The sequence below is a fragment of the Acinetobacter sp. YH12120 genome (assembly GCF_013418795.1).
In the GTDB taxonomy this organism is placed as follows: Bacteria; Pseudomonadota; Gammaproteobacteria; order Pseudomonadales; family Moraxellaceae; genus Acinetobacter; species Acinetobacter towneri.
In genome coordinates, this window is sequence record NZ_VPBI01000004.1 from 68,093 (window position 1) to 87,951 (window position 19,859).

Annotated in this window: 18 protein-coding genes; 2 read left to right on the plus strand and 16 right to left on the minus strand. The window is 37.2% G+C overall.

Translation table 11 applies throughout. The features are described 5' to 3' along the window. Positions 1–47 precede the first annotated feature (47 nt). The 11 genes from FTU58_RS03980 to FTU58_RS04030 form a co-directional block, all read right to left on the minus strand. On the minus strand, positions 48–1,067 hold the full coding sequence (locus FTU58_RS03980) for an Eco57I restriction-modification methylase domain-containing protein (RefSeq protein WP_180062075.1): 1,020 nt from the start codon (positions 1,065–1,067) through the stop codon (positions 48–50). After that, positions 1,067–4,324, minus strand: a complete 3,258-nt coding sequence (locus tag FTU58_RS03985; RefSeq protein ID WP_180062076.1) for a DEAD/DEAH box helicase family protein — start codon at positions 4,322–4,324, stop codon at positions 1,067–1,069. The genes FTU58_RS03980 and FTU58_RS03985 overlap by 1 nt, the downstream gene beginning before the upstream one ends. Next, positions 4,321–5,232, minus strand: coding sequence for a restriction endonuclease (locus FTU58_RS03990; protein WP_180062077.1), 912 nt, complete (start codon positions 5,230–5,232; stop codon positions 4,321–4,323). The genes FTU58_RS03985 and FTU58_RS03990 overlap by 4 nt, the downstream gene beginning before the upstream one ends. A gap of 369 nt (positions 5,233–5,601) precedes the next feature. Beyond that, positions 5,602–5,832: an AlpA family transcriptional regulator gene (locus FTU58_RS03995; protein WP_179989423.1), complete on the minus strand. Its 231-nt coding sequence runs from the start codon at positions 5,830–5,832 to the stop codon at positions 5,602–5,604. Positions 5,833–5,911: 79 nt separating this feature from the next. Continuing rightward, complete coding sequence (locus FTU58_RS04000; RefSeq protein ID WP_179989422.1) at positions 5,912–6,796, minus strand: hydrolase or metal-binding protein; 885 nt, start codon at positions 6,794–6,796, stop codon at positions 5,912–5,914. A gap of 194 nt (positions 6,797–6,990) precedes the next feature. Beyond that, positions 6,991–8,049 carry a YqaJ viral recombinase family protein gene (locus FTU58_RS04005; RefSeq protein WP_180062078.1) on the minus strand — a complete coding sequence of 353 codons (1,059 nt, stop codon included), beginning with the start codon at positions 8,047–8,049 and terminating at the stop codon, positions 6,991–6,993. Positions 8,050–8,235: 186 nt separating this feature from the next. Beyond that, a complete protein-coding gene (locus FTU58_RS04010) occupies positions 8,236–9,270 on the minus strand; it encodes a DUF932 domain-containing protein (RefSeq protein WP_179990636.1) in 1,035 nt (344 codons plus the stop codon). Between the two features lie 22 nt (positions 9,271–9,292). Continuing rightward, positions 9,293–9,571 (minus strand): hypothetical protein, encoded by a 279-nt coding sequence (locus tag FTU58_RS04015; RefSeq protein ID WP_179990634.1) that lies wholly within the window; start codon positions 9,569–9,571, stop codon positions 9,293–9,295. A gap of 104 nt (positions 9,572–9,675) precedes the next feature. Further along, positions 9,676–10,545, minus strand: coding sequence for an inovirus-type Gp2 protein (locus FTU58_RS04020; RefSeq protein ID WP_180062079.1), 870 nt, complete (start codon positions 10,543–10,545; stop codon positions 9,676–9,678). Between the two features lie 288 nt (positions 10,546–10,833). Further along, positions 10,834–13,098, minus strand: a complete 2,265-nt coding sequence (locus tag FTU58_RS04025; protein ID WP_180062080.1) for a hypothetical protein — start codon at positions 13,096–13,098, stop codon at positions 10,834–10,836. A gap of 353 nt (positions 13,099–13,451) precedes the next feature. Beyond that, positions 13,452–14,684: an integrase arm-type DNA-binding domain-containing protein gene (locus FTU58_RS04030; RefSeq protein WP_120367211.1), complete on the minus strand. Its 1,233-nt coding sequence runs from the start codon at positions 14,682–14,684 to the stop codon at positions 13,452–13,454. 357 nt (positions 14,685–15,041) lie between these two features. Between FTU58_RS04030 and FTU58_RS04035 the strand changes: the two genes are divergently transcribed. Further along, a complete protein-coding gene (locus tag FTU58_RS04035) occupies positions 15,042–16,028 on the plus strand; it encodes a site-specific integrase (protein ID WP_180062081.1) in 987 nt (328 codons plus the stop codon). 51 nt (positions 16,029–16,079) lie between these two features. Then, positions 16,080–16,652 carry a hypothetical protein gene (locus FTU58_RS04040; protein WP_180062082.1) on the plus strand — a complete coding sequence of 191 codons (573 nt, stop codon included), beginning with the start codon at positions 16,080–16,082 and terminating at the stop codon, positions 16,650–16,652. Positions 16,653–16,684: 32 nt separating this feature from the next. Here FTU58_RS04040 and FTU58_RS04045 read toward each other — a convergent pair whose 3' ends face one another. The 5 genes from FTU58_RS04045 to FTU58_RS04065 form a co-directional block, all read right to left on the minus strand. Next, the gene (locus FTU58_RS04045; RefSeq protein ID WP_180062083.1) at positions 16,685–17,632 is read right to left on the minus strand and encodes a hypothetical protein; all 948 of its coding nucleotides are present in this window, start codon (positions 17,630–17,632) and stop codon (positions 16,685–16,687) included. Positions 17,633–17,634: 2 nt separating this feature from the next. Continuing rightward, positions 17,635–18,165: a Panacea domain-containing protein gene (locus FTU58_RS04050; RefSeq protein WP_257222326.1), complete on the minus strand. Its 531-nt coding sequence runs from the start codon at positions 18,163–18,165 to the stop codon at positions 17,635–17,637. 429 nt (positions 18,166–18,594) lie between these two features. Beyond that, on the minus strand, positions 18,595–19,176 hold the full coding sequence (locus FTU58_RS04055) for an N-acetylmuramidase family protein (protein ID WP_180062085.1): 582 nt from the start codon (positions 19,174–19,176) through the stop codon (positions 18,595–18,597). Continuing rightward, entirely contained in the window at positions 19,157–19,444 is a 288-nt protein-coding gene (locus FTU58_RS04060; RefSeq protein WP_180062086.1) for a hypothetical protein, read from the minus strand. The genes FTU58_RS04055 and FTU58_RS04060 overlap by 20 nt, the downstream gene beginning before the upstream one ends. Beyond that, the gene (locus tag FTU58_RS04065; RefSeq protein WP_180062087.1) at positions 19,441–19,809 is read right to left on the minus strand and encodes a hypothetical protein; all 369 of its coding nucleotides are present in this window, start codon (positions 19,807–19,809) and stop codon (positions 19,441–19,443) included. The genes FTU58_RS04060 and FTU58_RS04065 overlap by 4 nt, the downstream gene beginning before the upstream one ends. Positions 19,810–19,859 lie beyond the last annotated feature (50 nt).

Below are 19,859 nucleotides of genomic sequence, written 5' to 3' on the forward strand. Positions count from 1 at the left end.
ACCCATTTAAGTAAAAGATATTGAAAATTAATCTGCTTTGAAATTAATTATTCCATTTGCTTTACATTTGTCTCAATAAAATCAATTTCATCTTGCGAAAGACCATATTTCACATAAAGCTGTTGATCAATTTCAGGAATTGATTGATTCCAATCAATATCTGAGTTTTCAGTAAAATCTTGCAAAGGAACCTTAGACCATGTTTCTTTTGACATGTTTTGAGTAATTTTCAAAACACCCAACATAGTACGTGCAAATTTAGTTTTTATATATTTTAGAGTATTAATAGCTTCTATTTCTGTCTCAAAACTTCCAATAGAAATAAAAGTTTCTGTAAATCCAATATATGGCTCACCTATAAAGGGATTACTAATTACTTCTCCCAACTTACCAGAACCACTTGCTTTAGGAATTACTACTTTAAATTTTTCAAAAGATTGTGGCGCTACTAAAAAATCTTTTCTAAACCATCTGTATGCACGCTCATTTGATATACGACCACAAATTTGTACATACTCAATTTCATTACAAGGCTTGTTTATAGTAAAAAATTCTGGAAATCTATCAAAAGCACTTGGCGCAATCCTACGGTCTGACGTCCTTTCCATTTCGTTGGGATATTGATTATATATTAAATCAGAATATCTGTATTGACCACGATTCGTAACAATAGAGTCAATTGTTTCAAATATTCTTTCCACAACTTTTTTAATAATAGATCTTAATGTTTCAGAACTTACAAATATTTCTATTTTTCCAAACTCATAATTATTATCTCGGTATAAGATAGCAACCCCGCCTTTAATTTCCGTAGTTGGAAAAATTTTCTGAGAAATCTGCTCAAAATGAATAACCTTTAAATGTTTATCATTCAACATTTTATTATTCCATTCCTCAGGCGTCTTTCCAGCCTTAAATAGAAATCGAGCAGGAGAAATTAAACAGTATTTATTACTAATTTTTTCAGCTAACTCATAAAAATGATGATAAATTGAACCATCACTAAAATTATCACCAACAGATTCTTCCTGATATGGAGGATTTCCAACAACAACATCAAATTTCATTATTTCTTCACTCCAAACAATTCATCACATTTAGCTGCAAAATCACCTTCCCCTTTTGCAAAAGGTGTCGTGTCTAAACAAACAATATGTGAATCATTAATATTTTTAGCCTGTTCATCAAAACCAAAGATAAAGTTACGAGCAATACGGTAAATAATCTCAGTTGGGGCAAAACCATAAATTTGGTTTTCCAAGATATGCTTTAAACGTTGCTGTGGATTTGGAATTTCATCCTCCAACCCCACATACAATCGTTTTACAATTTCTGTTAAATATAAACCTGATTTCACATACAAATCAGCAAAGGTTTTTTCAGAACTTTTAAATAAATTTGGAGATTCTGCCTGCAATTGATCCACCATCATTTTCACCACCTTTTTAGGTGTAAAAATTTGGTTGTTCTTTTGTGGTGGGATATAGTCAAAAATATCTTCGGTTTGCGTTTCATCAAAATAATTTGCGAGTTCACGACGTTTTTTTAAAAACTCTTGTATCGAATGATTAAACACCATGGCATCAAAGAACTGATATGTATCCCTTAAGGTTCTAAACTGCTCTAGAGTAATTCCTGTTACTTCTTTAAATACCTTGTCTTGGATAGTACTATCAAAATTTTCTAAGGTCGTGCTCTCCTCTCCATACGCCATTAAAAATGAAGGAATTGTTCGAGCAAATCCACGTAAACGAGCACGAACATCATCTTCAACATGGTTTTTCTTTTTCTCTTCCGCTTTTTCAAGAATTACCTGTGTTGTTTGTTGGGCTAATTCCTGTGTCTTGGTTGCAACAGTTTGTTGAACCTCTTGTTTAAATGTTTCTTCGATTTGTTGCTTTTTCTCCTCATATTCAGCTTTCGCTGCTTCGACTTCCACAAAATTATTTTGAGATTGAGACACTACTTTGGCGTACTCAACTTCCGCTTCTCTCAGCTTAATTTCTGCATGTTTTTGTACAACTTCAACTTCACGAGCAATAACATTGGCTGATTGTTGAACCACTGCTTCAGCAACTTTTGCAGATAATCCCTGCTCTTTGGCAAGTTCTTTGACAGCATCTTGTGCATTATCCTTAAAAGCATTTGCGACTGTGCTAGCTAAATTCGGACTTGCCGTATTGGTAATATTTTCGACACTCGCTGTAACGTCAGCATACACTTTTTCACCAAAATGTGCTTCCGTTTTTGCAACCACGATTTCATGTGAAACAACAACATCACCTTCTTCATCTACTTGAACATCTTGTGTATTAATAGGTTCATCAGTCTGACGTGGCATAACCTTGCCTGTATCTACAGGATTGAGTTGCTCTAAAATTTCTCGTACCTCATGTGAAGCAAAAATACCCGACACATTTTGGAATAGGAGATTAGACATAAAGCCACGTTTAACAACCTCCTGTGCTTTTAGAGTTTTAGGTATCGTTAAAACTTGCTCAACATCTAACTCAACCATTTTCCCTGCATGATCTTCTGCAATAACAGGGAAAAAGTTGAGTAAAATTTTGATGTTATTCTTACGATCATCACTTGTACCACCACCATTCGTGGTTTGATTCGATAAATTATTTGCAAACTCATCGTAAATAATCAAAGTACGTTCAGGCGCAAAGTCAAATACATAGGCATTTTCTTTTTGCCTTACTTCTCCATCTACTGTATATGTCCATGGATTTTGTGCCCGAAATGCAGCTTGCATATATAAACTAGGTGATTTCATATTGGATAACATAAGTACAGCTGTCCACTCTGGAACAGTTACACCTGTGGTTAATTGCCCAACAGATAAGGTGATCGTTTTTTCTTTAGTCTTGATTGCTTCACGCACACGGTGAAGTGAATTTTGGTTGATGGTTTGGTCATCCTCATCACTATTACGCCCATCACCAGCAGCCAATATAATTTCGTAGTTCTCAAAGACTGGATGTTGCTTAAGTAACTTTTGTAAAGCTTTAGCACTTGCAACCCGATTTAACAACCAAAAGGTATGTTTTAATTCATCTCTTAATGCTTTAGTTGAAAATGGATACTTTTCATTGCGAGTAAGTGAATCTAACCATTTATTCACATCAGCTTCATGAACAAATTTACCTTTTTCATCCGTTTCAAAGAACTCATTAAGATCAAATGCAAAATCTATATTCTGACCATCGATATCAGCGCCTTTATTGACTGTATCGCTAATCATTTGACTCATTTGGTACGAGAACAAATTTAAGCGAGGTAGTTTTTCGTATGGGTTATTTTCCTCAGGATCATCCCATAGAGCCTTAGCTTGCTGCTCGTCACTATATGTCCAGTTATAGATTTCTTCCTCGGTAAATTTACCCGAGGCAACTGCTTTAAATGGTGTGCCTGAGAGATGCAATGTAAAATTACGATTGATGTTGTCAAATGCGATATCCGTTTTAAATGTATCTACACCTTCATGTGATTCATCAATAACCAATACATCCCACTCGTAATCTTTTACCCATGATAATTTATCGTAACTCCCACCAAATGAAATCGCCCCTTTTAAATCTTGCAAAGAAATAAAAGTAATAATACGTTTCTTGCCACTAGCTGTTTGGGCAAGAAATTCTTCACGAGTCAATACAGGTCTATCTTTCAAAGAATCACTTGTTGAGACAAAAGCAAAATCAGTTTGCCATTCAATAAAAGCTTCAAAATCATCAAACCATGAATTGGCAATTGTGGGACGATTCGTAACGATTAATACTTTCTTAGCATCGAGTTGATGCACAAAATCATACGTAGTTAGCGTCTTGCCAAAACGAGGCTTCGCATTCCAAAGAAATTCTCCTTTTGGATTATTTTTAGCATAAGCAAGAGTTTGCTCAACAGCTGCTTGCTGCTCTGCACGCAATTTATAGGTTAATTTTTGATAACTTTGATCATATTTTCCATTTTTAAAGTCTTTAAGATCTTCAAGTGCCTTTCCTGGTGAACCATTATAAAAAAACCATTCAGTAGACTCACGCTGTTCAATCTTTTTAAATGTACGCAGATAAGCATGAAATTGCTTATCTTTAAACCATTCATCTGAAATATTAAATTTTGCAGCTTCACTCCATAAAACTTCGTAATCCAGACTAGCTGTTTGAGTTTGTTGTTTAATACGGTCAACTACATTTTGTTTTTCCGTATAACCAATTTTTATCCATCCTTCATTTTTAGCGTAGTTAGGGGTGATATAAGCATAGATTTGCGGATAAACTGTTTTAGTTGTTTTAATTTCCACTGATAGATTTGCTTTCATTTTACCCCCTTATCAAAAAATTCCATCTTTTGTTTATCCCAATTCATAATCTTCACACGCTTACCTGGATGCTTAATCCATTCTTCTTGTTCTCCTCCAAGAGGGAGATTCAATTGCTTAATTAGCTCAAATTTCTCTGATAAAGGAACAATATATTTTAGACCATCCATTTGAAATATATTATAACTAATTATTTCTGCGACATTTTTTAATAACCCTAAAGTCGGTTCATACCCCCATTTAGAAAAATAGTAATCTTTATAAGTATAAAGTAAATTTTCACGCGCTAATAACAGCGAGTCTCCATTCCACTCAAACCCATAACTCGATTTATAAGCTTCTTCAACAAGTCTCTGCCATTCTGCTTTATCATCTATTTCCCTATTAATTCGTTGCAATTTACGATCAACAAAACCTACACGCTCATGAAGTGAAATTTCTCTCCCTGTTTCCATGTCATAACGTGTAGCCATATAAGGGGCTTCACCGCAAGCTATTTCTAACCATTTGCGCTTCACATACGTTTCAATATCATCGTTTAAGTAATTTTGCTCAACCGCATCATTTTGCTTTTTAACAACCCATAAAGGCGTAAAAACTTCTGCTTTTGACTTAGTACGCAACTTCTGAAGCTCACGTGTTTTTAAAGCACGTGGTTTAATAATGCCTCCCTTTTCACCCGTAATGAGTTCTGGTTTAATTTGGGCAGAAGGAACATAATTTTGACCATAGCTATTGTAATTTTCATTCGCCCAAATAATATTTTTCTTCGATCTAGGCGTTGATAATGTTCGATCAATTAAGAGTATATCGAGAATTTCAGGGAGCTGGCGGCTCATTTCATTTTCTGAAATATCAGCCATGAACTTGTAATTATGATTGGAATTATCTGGACTTAATTTTTGCATAGAAATTAATCAAACGGGGGTATATCAACTTAAAAACATTGAATCGCATCGCATTTTTTAATAATACGAAAAGCAATCTAAACGAATTGTATCAGCAAATAAGGGATAAATTATTGAGCTACTCTTCAATCCCTGTGCTTTTCGACATACTACCATAACGCGAATGATCCGCTATCTTAAAATCATGGTCAGCTGTTTTAAACTGATGGTGGCCTCAAATCAAACCAAAACTCTGAGGACTGTTCAATTTCTTGCAGATCATCCTAAAATCTTGCTATCAGATCTCCTTGTCTAGGCTGACCAAATGCCATGCTAAAAATCAAACTTTTTTTATTAAAAAACAAAAAAATAAGGGAGCTGATGCTACCCTTATTCTCGTTCCGCTAACTTACTTTCAATCCATTGATGGATCTCATAAGCTGACCAACCGATACGGTTTTGGGTGATTTTGACTTTCTTTGGGAAAGTCGGATCGTAGTAAGGTGAATTCTCATCCATCATTTCATAGATGGTGGAACGTCCAACACCAACTAGCTCTACGACCTGCTTGATACTAATCAGTTGGTTCATTTGGAATGTTTGTCCTACAAATGTACTCATGGTGTTTACTCCGATCTCATGATGTCGAGCAACTCGCTCATGAGATACGGCAATCTCGTAAGGTTTTACACTGTCCGATTCAATTCAACGCAGTCACTGAGCCTTTTAAACCCTGTTGAATATTAAAAGACTCATTTTGAACAACTGACTGCTGTTGCTCCTCTGTCTGATAAAACTCCTCTACTACATCCAATCCTTCCTCTAGATCCATTTCAAACTTCGCATTAGCAAAGCCCTGTCGTGCCATCTGATCAAGCGCCTCTTGATTAAATCCTGCCTGCTTACTTTGCTGATCAATTTCACGTGCGGTGTGAATCGCAGACTGTAAATCCACACCCTCTCTTAATGTTAAATCCACGTAATACACAGGCTGACGATAGCTTTGAGTCGTACTTTTACCTCGTAATGTCAGTTGCAGTGGCAAGCACGAAAGCAAACCATTCGATGCTGCATGGTAATAGCTCAAACGAGCTGCCAAAGTCCGAATACTGTTAAAGCCTGTGGTTCTAAAAATGAATGTGCCAAATTCATCCGACTCATCTAAGTTCACGTGCAAACGTCCATAGGGCTTGCAATGCCCGCCCTGAGCTAATGGACACAAATCAGGTGAAGGACAAGGGTGCTGTTCAACGCCTTGGTTGGTTAAACGCTGACAAGTTTGACCATCTCCTACACAGATAGGTCGTCCAGTCTGACGATCAAATAAGGTGTACTCTGCCCGTAAATTCAAATCAGGATCATTAAAGATCATCCTGACAGGGATCGAGCGGAGTTTCTGATTCGGTGCATTGGCTCGAAGCTGTTCATCTAAGGGATGTTTAACCCATCCATCTTTATTTTGAATTTGTGAGGTAATAGTGAATTGGTCATCTTTTTCAGGTAGACGTTTGCCATTCTTTTCCACGACTCGACCAATACTGATACGTCCAAGTGTAGGCGGTGTGATCGCTAGACCTTTGATCATGGTGATACTCCTATATTTAATTCCTTACAGATTTGGGTGCTTCTATGTAGGTCAGAACACGGACCAAATAAGTTACCCAAATGTTAAAAAGCTGAGTTTTAGCTACAAAGATCGCGACCGATTTGCTCTCTACACATGATGTAGAGAGCGGGGAGCGATTTTTGTGCATTTTTGATGAGGTGAATAAAATGGGCTTAATCGGTATAGATATTGAAGCGACGACTGCCCTGTCTTTTTAGTGGATATTGTTCAATGAGATCAGGCTGATGTTTGAGTAGAGCTTTAGTATCTAAGCTGATACTGTCATTGGCTTTCTTCCAAACCACCGAACCACGACTAAACGTGGCACGCTCTGCATCCTTCATCATCATTTGGATTTGATGCTTCAGCTCATCGAAGCGTTCTTGCTTATGCTGAATCTCTTCTTTGAGTTTGATCAGCTTATCGAACATGAGGTTGGCTGTTTCATTCTGCGATAGATCTTCAATGGTCAGTGGGACATGACTTGGATACAACTGCTGAATGGCTTTGGCTGCCGATTCACTTGCATCCACTGAAGGCGGTGTATCCTTTTCCACACATTCCCAGAAATAACGTTCTGCATTAATGATGTGTTCAATTACAGATTCAGAACGAGTGACTTTAAAGATTTTGGTTTCATGCCCACAAAGCAATACACACACATGGGCTGCCTGTTTTCCTGTCACTGCCAATTGGTGCTGTACCTGACAAAGTACATAGAGTGGCACACCATCACGCCACAGCTTCGCCCCATGTTCCCCTGCCGTTTTACATTCAAGGATCTGAACTTCATCACTCCCTACAACAGAGTAATCTAAGTTTGCCAACATGAAATGCTTATCAGGATCAGGGTGCTGTAACACGGCATTGACTCGACGTACCTTATTGTTGGTGTGCATGCTGTAATACTCAGCCACCAATGGTTCAAGTTGCTTACCCCAATACAGTGGTGCAACACCTGTGCTTTCATCTTCAATGGACTGAGTTTGACGACCTGTTTTAATCAGCCACAGTTCTAGCATCGACATGTATGGGTTTAATCCACATGCAGTCGCTGCATCACTACTGCCAATGCCTTGTTTACGGACTTCAAGCCAATCTTGATATGCCATATCTTTGGTGCTGACTAAGCGTTTTGCAGCACTTGCTCGCTTAGTTGTGGTTAATGGGTTTAATGCTGTTTGCACACCTGCCTGTACAGATTGATTTGAAATCGGTGCGATTTGATTCATGGTTCTATCCTTATAAATTTCAGTTTTTGTAAATAAGAAACGCATAAAAAAGCCATACCCGACACGAGGTCGGGTATGGCGATATGCATGCTGATTCAGATTGTTGATTGTAAGTTGAGAGAAGCGAGTTACGTGTGTGCTGTACTCAGCGATTGTTGAGACTTGCGGGGTTAGGTTTACCTGAGCTTAGGCTATCAAAGATAAAGCCTGTTCGAGTCCACGTTGTTTAAGACCTGCGCCTGCACCAAACCATGCTGAATCGAGACGATGATCTGTACTCATGGCACGACGTTCATGATCAACAAATTCCGTGATCGAACACAGTAAGCCATAAGCCGTACCTTTAGCAGATGAAAGATCCGCTCCACGCCCCTGACCATTAAACATGTCGAGTGCTTTGGTCATAGCTCTTCCATTTGGTTCAGTTTTATTTTGCTGTGGTGGGTTACTTGCCACCTGACGGTAGAACTGAATGATGTTCTCTTCAGGATCAGAAATTGACATGGTGCTATTGTTGAATACAGCATGAAAGTAAGCCTTCGCTTCCTGTTGACTGACTTTACGCTGCGAGAGCTGTTTCATTTCATACATGTGTTCATCCCATGCACGCACTGAAATACCCAATTGCTGTTTCACTTTCTCTGCATCGAACTTGGTGCTATGCGGTACTTTCACTACGCCTGAACTTGCAGTTGCACCTTTCAGAGCAATCGCAAGCGTGTTGTTACACACAACTCGAATACTCGTAAATTGTGCTGTGGTTGCTAAAGTGCCATCACACGCAGAAGCCAGCAGAATATAACCATTGCTAACATCCTTGCCCTTCAATGCTGTGCTTTGTCCTGTACGTGCTAAAGCCCAGAACTTCTTACCGCCTTTCAACACGCCTGCAGTTTCAAGCTCAAAGCCTGATTGTTCTGTCAGATCACGGTAGAACTCCAAAATCTCTTTCGGTTGTACTTCCTGATAACGCTGACTGACCACAGATAAGGGTGCATGTGTATCTGAGCGATACAGGACACGCTGTTCTTCAAACGGCATGATGATGCTTTGACCACGTTCATTCTGAGCCATGTAACTAACATCAGATGATTCGATACGCCAATCCATCCCTGCTTGTTGTGCCCAAACTTCAAGGGGTTGATTAGGACTGAGTTGATTCCCTAAGCCATGCCAAGGGGTTTCGCCAACATAGGCGATTTGTTCGATTTGATGTGCCATCGTTCTTATCTCCTATGATGATTCAACGAAAATTCTGCTGACAGTGATTGCAGTGATAGTAGGTCAGGGTGATCGGCTTTTTCGACTCATCAAACATGCTACTAAATAGGCCACCAATGACTGCACCTGCAATACCACCAATGAATGGAGATACAGGCAGTGGCAAACCCTTTGAAATGGATGCACCGATGGTGGCAAACGATGCAGATGCGGCTAGACCTGTAGAATCAGAACCATTCACTTGTTGATTCACCACTTGGATGACTTGATCAGATAGGCAGTAAGGACAAATTAAACTCATAATATACATCTCCAGAAATGACAAAGGCTTACCGATTGGCAAGCCTTGCAAAGTTAAAAAACTCGTTTTCATCTAGATGATGTATATCTGAGATTTTTTTCAAATCATTGGAATGTCCGCATTTTTGGACTGAGCTTCACTCTTAAATGTTGGGCTTCTTTCTCAGGGTTTACTAGATAAGCACCTGCATTACGAAGGTTACGAACTTCCACTGGATTATCCCGATGTATTCTACCGATACCAAGAATACCAAGCTCTCTATACTTGGCTATTTGCTCTGGATCATGACAGTTGAAATAACAACCCTCATCATTAGTAATCTGCTTCCACAACTTCCCGACCTTATCCGCTATAGCCCATCCTTTTTGACGTTGATGTCCATTAAAGATCAACAGCAAATGGCAATGATAACCTTTGGTTTCACCCTGCTCTAAAGCCCATGCAAAATCTACTAAGTCATGAAACGGATCTTTACGCTTAGATATCGCTTTACGCAATTCCTCTAAATCTTGGTAGAACATTTGGATATCGACGATACTGTGACAGCTCTGCAAATATGCAATATCTATTCTCACTACTTCTGACTTTGAATACCGACTAAGAGCTCTACCTAATTTTTTCGATAAAGATTCTAGATTACGTTTTTCGTTCTCACGATGCCTACGGAGATCTTTCAGCTGTCTACTCTGATACCCCTTAAAGTAATCTTGATAGTAATCAAATGATTCACATTTCAACTCATCGACGACTTCATCAAAATCTAAATCATCAATATCATGCTCATCTAACCAATCACACCATGCATTGATATAACCAAAGTACTGAGAGCCTGTACGATAAATCTCATCAAACTGTATTACTAACTCTGCAAACTCCTCGTAGAAATCTAGAGGTTGATTCTCTGCTCTAATCCAAAGCTCAGTTACAACTTCTAGTTGAATTGTTAATTTAGACTCGTTAATTGATTTACTCATGTTTAATACTCAATATGGAAATAGCTCCATATGACATGGGTAAACTGTATAAATATAAATTTTAGTTAGATTGTACTTAATGCTATAAGCTTATGAGTAGTAAGAGTATTAATCTCTATATGATATATATTTAATAATATTAATAACCTGCCATTACAAATTTGAATATTTGTTAGCTAAACAACATGTTCAACCAATATTTTCAATTTTTTTCACAATATTTGAAGCTCTATTGATCCACAAGCATAATCGACAGAGCCTACTTTTGAAAAAGTTATGCGGTGAATATCAAGCATCAGCTTTATTTGATTTAGTGCTAGGCTTTCGCTTTTTTTTACGAGGTAACGTACCTCTGATAAGCCATTTAGGAGTATCTGAATAAAATGTATTATCTAACAGATCCTTATATACTATGTAAGGAACCAAGTTATTGATAATACTATTTTTTAGTGGTTTATCAATTGATTCTACTAGCAACTCTTGATATGCCAACCCTTCTACAGAATTAAATATTTTTTTAACTCGGCACGAAGCCTTTAAATCTAATGGCGGTTGAAATGCCTCACTAGCCTTCTTGAGCGTTTCCTGCCATCTTTCACTAACGACATCCGCTAAATTAGAATAATTATTCAGTACTTCACGATCAAATACAAAAACAATATCGGCAAAGAATCGTCTTTTATCTGACATTTGGCTTGTATCATTTTCAACCCATGCCCCTACATACGCCCTAAGCTTAGATAATGGTGCTCTCCGTTTTCCCGCATGCAACATCTGATATAAAGCAGAACTTAGCCCTTTTTGTTTCATAAAGCCGTTCTTCATCTCACAGCTAAGTGAGCATCTAATTAAAACGCAATCGCGCTTAAAAGCCCCTCTCAAATAATTTTGGATTTTCTCGACTCGTTGCTCATGCCTTGGAATATTTATGTGCTTATTTTGCCCTAACGTAATAGCTGTGGGACTATATATTGATTGAAATAGTCCCCCATAGTACTTAAAGTCTTCAATCTTAGATTTATAAAAATTAGCTCGTGTATGATCAAAAGGAAATGACAAAAAATCCTGATAGTCATATTTTCTGAACTGCCCGAAAAAATAATGCAATAGCCTTGATCGATAAACGCCCCCAATTCGAGTTCCCAGCGTAATAATAGAATCATGTTGCATGAGCAAATCTACAAATTGAAACAGAGTTCTTTCAACTATTTGCTGCGCTCGCATTTCATTAGGCTGCAAGGATCGCGAATATTTGACCGATAGCATAAAAATTTCAATTTTTTCTAGAAGCTTAAGTTCTGCTTCCGTCAACTTAAATGTTGCGTAAGATGACAAATTTTCTTGATATTGCAAAATAATATTCTTCAAATAGTTTTTGCTATAAGCATCTAAATGATTTTGTACCCAACACAAGTCGAATAAAGTATATTGAGTTAAATCACCTAATACACGATGTGGGTTAGGGTGCTTTTTGAACTTTTGTATAATGATATGCACGTTTTCATTAAAATTAATTTCGTGATTTTCCCGCCCAATAATGTCATCATTTGTAGACTTGAACATAAAGTCCTGATCCAATCTTACAAGAAAATCTAAACAATTCTCAATGAATATAGCTTTATTCTTTTCATCGTAAAGGCATAGATTAAATTGCTTATTGAAGACTTCACTACTTGAATTAAAGTTATCATTCCAATTCATAATACTGACATCAATATTCAAGTCATATGATTTTAGAAGCTCATGGCACTGTGTTTTGATCTCACTTATTGTTCTATGTTCCGTGTAATCAGATGTTGTTTCAAATACCCATATACAGAAGTAGTCTAAGCCATTATTGTGACCATTCAAGCAAATATAATAACTACGTAATAACCCCTCAACTGAGATCTGCCCTAAAAGCTCATATCTCTTGCTATGAAGTTTTGCAATTTCATCATCTGCATTATTGCTATCAATTCGAATTACAGTACTTAAAACATGTAATTTTTTACCTATCTTAAGCAGCTCGTCTAAATCACTTAGTATTAAACTTTTCGTTTCTGAGAATTTTTCAGCTGGTATGCCATATCGTCTTAAATTATCAATGTAATGTTCATACCATATTTTCAAGAAATCATTCTGCCAACTCCCAGCATAAAATTGTCTGAATTGTTCCTGCCTCAGGAAATGTTGCTGCTGTTTTAGATTTGTTGATTTAGCAGTCCTATGGACAAAACTATCAAAGATTCGACCGAATTCAGTTAGTCTTTTATTTTTTAGACCCATTTGTAGCTGATCAAAGTTAGGCATTACATAAAGTTGATCTAGCGCTTTTCCTATACCCAATAGAAGCTGCTGACTTCTATATCGGCCTACTTGATTCGTTTGCTCACCGCAATGTAAGTGCCGAAACTCCGTTTCGATCTGTTCACACCACTGCAAAATATTTACCAATAAATTAATTGTTTCTTTATATGCACAACCTGCCTTGGGTTCTTGAGAGGAGAACGTATCCTTCATAGATTTAGAATACATGTAACCTAATAATTTATTGTAATTTGAAAGCTTCATACTATAAATATAACCATTTAAATAATCTAAGTTGTTGATAATATAAATTATAAAAACACTTTAAAACAGGTTTATCACATGTATTTTAAGCAAATTAAATCATTTTTCACACATAGCAAATAAGCAATAAATATATTTATTAATATACTAATAATTAAGCAATACAGAAATGTTAGGTATAAAAAACCACGCCATCAGGCGTGGTTTTTTTACATATACTGAGTGACTTACCTCATCCATTCCTGCACCTTCCCCCCATACCACTCCATAATCATTACTCGTTCATCCCAATACTGTGCTCGGTTATAAGCAGCATGAATGTTGTTTTTGTCGCACAGGTGCAAGCTTACTAATCAATCCATAGTCTTATGCATCAACCGATCTAAATAGTCAGACCATGATTGCATCATCACCGTACGTTCTTCTAAATATTTTGTACGGTTGTATGCTCTTCCATGCATATCACGAACCTGATGAGCCAATTGCTGTTCAATCCGCTCAATTGGAAATTTTAGAACCTCATCCAAGAGTGTTCTCGCAGTCGCTCTAAAGCCATGACCTGTCGTCTCACCATTTTCAAAACCATATTGTTTCAATCGTTTGTTAATCGTCGATTCGCTAATCGTTTTGGACTGATCCCGCATCGACACAAAGCAATACTCCGTATAACCTGTTATTTGGTGTAATTCTTTAAACAAGGTGATAACCTGATCTGACAGAGGAACAATATGCTGTAATGCGGTCTGATTCTTCGTTTTAGGAGGAGTGTATTTCCAAACCCGATTTTCAAAATCAATGTCTGCCCACTTGGCTCCTCTCAATTCTCCTGGGCGTACAAAAACATGGGGTAAAATTTTTACAGCATAATCTATCGCAATGTCACCACGGCCAACACTATTATTAATATTACTCAATAACTGTCCTAGCTTCTGCTCATCTGTGATCGCAGATCTATGCTTGGTTTTACCAACTTTTAAGATCCCACTAATTTGGTCTGCCACATTAAATTGACATAACCCTAAAGCAATCGCATAACGAAAGACTTGGGATGCTTTGCTTCTCATGCGCTTTGCTGAATCTGTCTTACCCTGCTTCTCGTAAATGCGGCAAACTTCTAAAATTTGCGTAGGTGTGATGTCAGTAATGAGCTTATCACCAATTGCCGAATACAGCTTATCCCAAACAAACTGATTTCTACGCTGCGTACTAGGCTCTAACTCTTCAGTTTTGCGGTATTCATCTGCGATCGCTTTAAAAGAATTTTTTTTACATTGAGATGACTCACGCTCTCTCTTTTTCTGAATGGAAGGATCAATATTCTGAGCAAGCTGTTCTCTGAATTCATTTCGTTTAGCCCGAGCTGTCGCCAATGAACAAACTGGATATACACCAATAGCTATAGTGGCTCTTTTCTTTGTTATAGGCCGAACATAATCAAAGCGCCAATATGCACCACCTTTTTTATCTAAAAGTAAGTAAAGACCTCCACCATCAGATAGTTTGATATTTCTATCTAATGACTTCTTATGCGTTGATATTGCTGATTTAATTTTAGAGTCAGAAAGACTGAGAATAACTTTTGGCATTTTTTTACGGTATATTTTTTCAAAAAACAGGATGTACCGTAAAAAATACCGTAAAAACTTGCGATATCCTAAAACGCCTTCGGACATTATCGGACAATAGATAGATATAAGTTATTAATTTTTAATAATATTAGGATTAAGTCGGATGTGATCAAACAGGAAAATGGTGCGCTCAGCGGGCACTTTCCGAAATTTAAGGTTTTCTTACTATTCCCTACTATTCCTTATTTTTACTTTATTATTATAGTTTTAGGCACTGCTATTTAACTCTATAGTTTCATGTTTCCTTATTATTCCCTATCATTCCTTATAAATCGATTACGCCAAAATTACGCCAAGACTTATTGAGAGAAAATTATGGCCACCTTTAGACAAAGGGGTGATGCTTGGCGGGCTGAGATTAGTGTGAATGGTACTCGGGAAAGTGCGACATTCGACACTAAGACTCAAGCTCGCGCATGGGCATCAAAACGTGAAACTGAATTAAGAGAGTTATCACGCGGAAAGCTACCTGATTATACATTAAATTGCGCAATTGAAAGATACATTGCGGAAGTGTGCCCAAAGCACAAAGGCTGCGATTCTGAAATTAAGAGATTCAAGGCATTTCAAAAAAACTTCCCTAAGCTATGCAAAAAGCACATTGCCAAAATTACTACAGATGACTTTGTGGTGTGGCGTGACACCAGGCTAAAAACAGTCAAGCCTGCATCGGTTAGACGCGAGGGAAATATACTGTCAGCTTTGTTTACAGTAGCACGCACAGAATGGAAATGGGTCTATGAGTCACCAATGAGTGATTTAAAGATGCCACCACCGCCTGCGCATCGTGATAGACGAATCACAGAAGATGAAATTGATCGGCTTTGCCTTGCGGCTGACTTCAGTAATCAGACACCTGAAAACTTTACTCAGCAGATTATAATTGCCTTTTTGCTTGCGCTTGAAACAGCTATGCGAGCTGGTGAAATTCGTGGACTAACTTGGGATCGAGTGTATTTAAAAGATAGGTATGTCACGCTTGATGAAACAAAGAATGGTACAAAGCGACACGTTCCACTTTCTAGGCGTGCTGTTGAACTACTTGAGTTAATGAAGGGAGTAGATGGCCATAACGTATTTACTGTGAAAGATGCTAGTTTTGATACGCTTTGGCGAAAGTTAAGAGATAAGTGTGAAATTGAGGATTTGCATTTTCACGACTCAAGACATGAGGCATGCACCAGACTTGCTAGAAAACTTGAAGTTTTGGACTTGGCTAGAATGATTGGCCACAAGGATTTACGCAGCCTCATGGTTTACTACAATGCAACTGCAAGCGAGATTGCAAATCGATTGGATTAGTATTTATCCACATTTTAATAATTTTATTTTTCATTTAGGGGTTTTTATTACGTGGTCGATCCAAGTATTAACAGTGATGCCATACAAGCTATTGCAGCAATAGCAAACCTTTTTGTCATTATATTACTAGCATTTTTAAACCATAAAAGCCAAAAAGAAATTAAAATACAGTCTTTAATAATTCAATTTCATCATGAGTTAAATAACAGCCTTGTGGCTATCAATGATGTATTGGATTATTTTCATGATCAGCATAAAAGAAGTTCAGAGTATCTGTACTCACTTGAGCAATCTGGTGGCTATGACCCATATTTAAGTGAGCTATCTAATAATGATATATTAAACCAAGTGAAAATTATTGAAGAGTTGAATAAGTTAAAAACACAAATTCATAGTATGCAGACATTGGAAGGTATAACATCCAATCGAGATGACGTTATTTTAAAAAATGTTAATAAGCTTTTAAGTTTCCAGAACTGTCTTGCGGAAAGTAATCCAATGAAAAAGTATAATTTGGTTAAATATGGTGCCGAAGGTATATGGTGTGAACCTGAGGATTTTATAGAAACCGCATACAATGCAGCTGCCACATCAATAGAAAAACTAGCTAAAGAATTACAATAAAACTTTTATAACGAGTTTAATTTAAAATACAGTTATTTTTGATTTAAATTTTCAACATTCATTAATACAACATTGCTTTTATTATGAGAATTAGTTGTCTCCTCTTTAGGTTCTGGTTTATTTACTTGGTTGAAAATAACCACTAAACCAGAAAGTACAACAATTACGATAAACCAAAAAATTGATTTCTTAAAAAAACTCTTAGGGCTACTAACTATAACCTTATCCTCTTTGAAGTTATTTAGTGAACTAATCCATGAAGTTAAAGTCCGAATCAATACAAGCAAGCAGATCATTAAAAATGAAACAACAAAAACTAAATATGCTAGCTTACTATTTCCTTCTAACAGTTTAACTGTTGATCCAATAATGTTGATGCCGCCAAATACGGTAATAATAATGGTCGCAAAGATACCCAAGATAGTCACGTAGTTAATCATCATAGATTCTGATGTTTTCTTTGTTTCTTTGATTTGTTCGTTAGCCTCATTCGCCAACAATTGTGCCCTACTTGCTACATCTTCGGCTCTTTTTGCTGATTGTTTTGCGTGTTGTAGAGTTTCATTTGCTTGAGTTGACATGTTAGTCGCTTTTTTTGCTATTTGTTCAGCTTCTTCTGCCCTGTTCAATGCATCATTTGCAACTTTTTGAATATAATACTTTTGTGTTACAGCCAGCGAAATATTTCTTCTAAATTTTCTAAAGCAAATTGTAATATCATTTCTTTCAGTATCTAATTTTTCTAGTTTTAATTCGATAGCATCCAATACGATATTAATATCTTCAATCCGTATCTCTGTTTTATAGTTATAAATAAACTGAGTAATATCATGGTACGGGATTGGATGTCCTTGTAAACATTTATAAAAATGCAGAACTCCATAAAAAGCTTTAATTAACTCATCAATTAGAGCTTCATCAGAAGGTTTCTCAATTGCAGCTTTAAGAAATCTTCTTAGAAGCTCATTACCATCAATCATGTTTATGAATTTTCTGCTTTACTGGAAAAATAATTAATAAGCTCTTGGTCGGAATAGATTAAACCTCTGTCCCCTCGAAGAATACTCGGAGCATCTTTTTTCCATGGATCCTCTCTATGTGTTCTTTCAACCAACACAAAAGGATCTTCATCAATAAGTTCAGCAACTTTATCTCTTATTGCTTGCTTGATTTTAGCATCCAAAGCAATTGAATCACTTACGAATGGTATTTCCTCAAAAACAAAACCATTCTCCCCCTCATCAAACATAAAACTAGGTGGTGCTTCTTCAATATGTCGCACACCATGGTTTTTAAAATTATGGTATACCGAACTAACTACTGGTCCAAATTTCCACTTTTCTATAGGCGTGTCAAAAAGTTTCACTTTGTGATTTACAAGGCAATCCACATATACATAATAAAGAATTTTTTGTAGTTTAATTGGAGTTAAACTACCAATTCTAGATGGTAATTCATTAGCATAAGTAATAATTAAGTTTGAAATATCTAATGCAGAGTAGTTATTATTCATCATTCACCTCCAAAATTTACGCTCACACCAATAAGACCAAAACAGATAAAAAATCTAGGGCTTAACATTGCTGTCAGTGAGTAAAGGTGTTCATAATATTTCCAAAATCAATATTTTATAGTCAAAAAAAGACAGATCGGAACTTATTGTTCACTATACTGCCCTTCACTCTATTTAATAACATATACCGCAAATATGCAATACTGTGGAACATAATTGTTTCACAGACCGCATTATGGTCAGCCTTAACACTACGTTTTTTCCCCGAAAACCCCTTGGAATGCTGTGCTTTGCACAATATTCCAACTACCTAGCCGCCAAAAGCCCATCAAAACAACTTAAAACTCGCTAAATCTTTTGATCTTGATGAAGAATTTATGATTGAGCGCTTAAAGGAAATTACTGCATAATTTGAAGAACAGCCCGCACTTAGCGGGCTTTCTTATACGCATTTCCAAGTTTTACATCATATGAATTCTTTGCGTACGCAGGGCCATTGTAGCCACGCGCAAATGCTTTCCAGTCCTTATTCTTTAAAGCATTAATCAGCTTGTTTGTCACAATGAAACGGCACATTGCTTCAAGCTGTGATGCTTCGTCACGGTACATGGCATTAATGAATTTCTGCAAAGTTGGATAGCCTAATGCTTTCCAGTGATAACCCATCACCTGACCGATTCCCCAAGATGCTGACTCTAAAGCCGAATCGCGATGATATTGAGCAGCTGCATTCAAACGTCCGTGTTGTGCTGAATATAAGCCATAGTTACCCGTGGTTTTGCTGCACAGATCAGGACGCTCTCGCATGGCTTTCTCTGCTGTTGCTGCTTTACCGTTAGCAATCAGCCGTTGCCGAAATACATGCCGCTCAAACAGAATCACTGGCGTGCCATCTACATTAAAGCCTGAGCCTTTGCACTCAACTTCAATCACGGCTTTTAATGCTGCGACTTCGATACCAAGTTTTGAGGCTTGTGCTTGAATTTGTGCTTCAGTTAGTTTTTTGCTCATCATTGTCTCCATGCAATTCAGGCTGATATTTCAAGCGCGAAAAAATACTTAGCACATTGTTTAAAAAGCCAAGCCATAACACCCAAGAGTGTGGCAATAACTCTTTAATTTCTTGTGGTACTGCTGCCCAAAATTGCGGGAAATTAGAACCAAACAGCCAAAGCAGCTCAAAAGCCGCATACATCAAGACGTAAAAAAAAGCGCTTAATGCGCCTACTTGTACTGACTTGAGTTTCCAAGCCTGCTTCCAGTCGTCAATTAGTTTCATTTGCCACCCCCTACAATTGCAATAAACGCAGACTTAACTTCTGCAATGACTTCTGCAATTGATTTACCCTGCATCAGCGCAATAGACTGATAAACGATACCAATCGTCAATAATCCAAACACAGCAAAAATCAGCATCACAAAGCCTTGTGCCATGTGTGAATACTGGCTTAATTCGTAGTATTCAATGAATGCCGCACCGCCATATAAACTGACCGACACACTGAATAAGAATTTACCGATCACGCCTAACGTGACTTGGATTTTCCCGTCTTTATCAATATCCCCGCTAAGCACTAAAGCAAGGATCGCCCCCACAACTGCTGGAACTAATTTAATGACCCACGGTAACGTGTTTTCTTGCATTGTCTTTTCTCCAGACATAAAAAAACGCCCTTTCGGACGCTTGCTTCAAT

Bases quoted from the DNA above. Each gene is read 5' to 3' on its own strand.
- FTU58_RS04060 (WP_180062086.1), bottom strand. From the start codon at position 19,444: ATGAAACTAATTGACGACTGGAAGCAGGCTTGGAAACTCAAGTCAGTA.
- FTU58_RS04015 (WP_179990634.1), bottom strand. From the start codon at position 9,571: ATGAGTTTAATTTGTCCTTACTGCCTATCTGATCAAGTCATCCAAGTG.
- FTU58_RS04025 (WP_180062080.1), bottom strand. From the start codon at position 13,098: ATGAAGCTTTCAAATTACAATAAATTATTAGGTTACATGTATTCTAAA.
- FTU58_RS04020 (WP_180062079.1), bottom strand. From the start codon at position 10,545: ATGAGTAAATCAATTAACGAGTCTAAATTAACAATTCAACTAGAAGTT.
- FTU58_RS04065 (WP_180062087.1), bottom strand. From the start codon at position 19,809: ATGCAAGAAAACACGTTACCGTGGGTCATTAAATTAGTTCCAGCAGTT.
- FTU58_RS04050 (WP_257222326.1), bottom strand. From the start codon at position 18,165: ATGAATAATAACTACTCTGCATTAGATATTTCAAACTTAATTATTACT.
- FTU58_RS04045 (WP_180062083.1), bottom strand. From the start codon at position 17,632: ATGATTGATGGTAATGAGCTTCTAAGAAGATTTCTTAAAGCTGCAATT.
- FTU58_RS03995 (WP_179989423.1), bottom strand. From the start codon at position 5,832: ATGAGTACATTTGTAGGACAAACATTCCAAATGAACCAACTGATTAGT.
- FTU58_RS03985 (WP_180062076.1), bottom strand. From the start codon at position 4,324: ATGAAAGCAAATCTATCAGTGGAAATTAAAACAACTAAAACAGTTTAT.
- FTU58_RS04000 (WP_179989422.1), bottom strand. From the start codon at position 6,796: ATGATCAAAGGTCTAGCGATCACACCGCCTACACTTGGACGTATCAGT.
- FTU58_RS03980 (WP_180062075.1), bottom strand. From the start codon at position 1,067: ATGAAATTTGATGTTGTTGTTGGAAATCCTCCATATCAGGAAGAATCT.
- FTU58_RS04005 (WP_180062078.1), bottom strand. From the start codon at position 8,049: ATGAATCAAATCGCACCGATTTCAAATCAATCTGTACAGGCAGGTGTG.
- FTU58_RS03990 (WP_180062077.1), bottom strand. From the start codon at position 5,232: ATGCAAAAATTAAGTCCAGATAATTCCAATCATAATTACAAGTTCATG.
- FTU58_RS04030 (WP_120367211.1), bottom strand. From the start codon at position 14,684: ATGCCAAAAGTTATTCTCAGTCTTTCTGACTCTAAAATTAAATCAGCA.
- FTU58_RS04010 (WP_179990636.1), bottom strand. From the start codon at position 9,270: ATGGCACATCAAATCGAACAAATCGCCTATGTTGGCGAAACCCCTTGG.
- FTU58_RS04055 (WP_180062085.1), bottom strand. From the start codon at position 19,176: ATGAGCAAAAAACTAACTGAAGCACAAATTCAAGCACAAGCCTCAAAA.
- FTU58_RS04035 (WP_180062081.1), top strand. From the start codon at position 15,042: ATGGCCACCTTTAGACAAAGGGGTGATGCTTGGCGGGCTGAGATTAGT.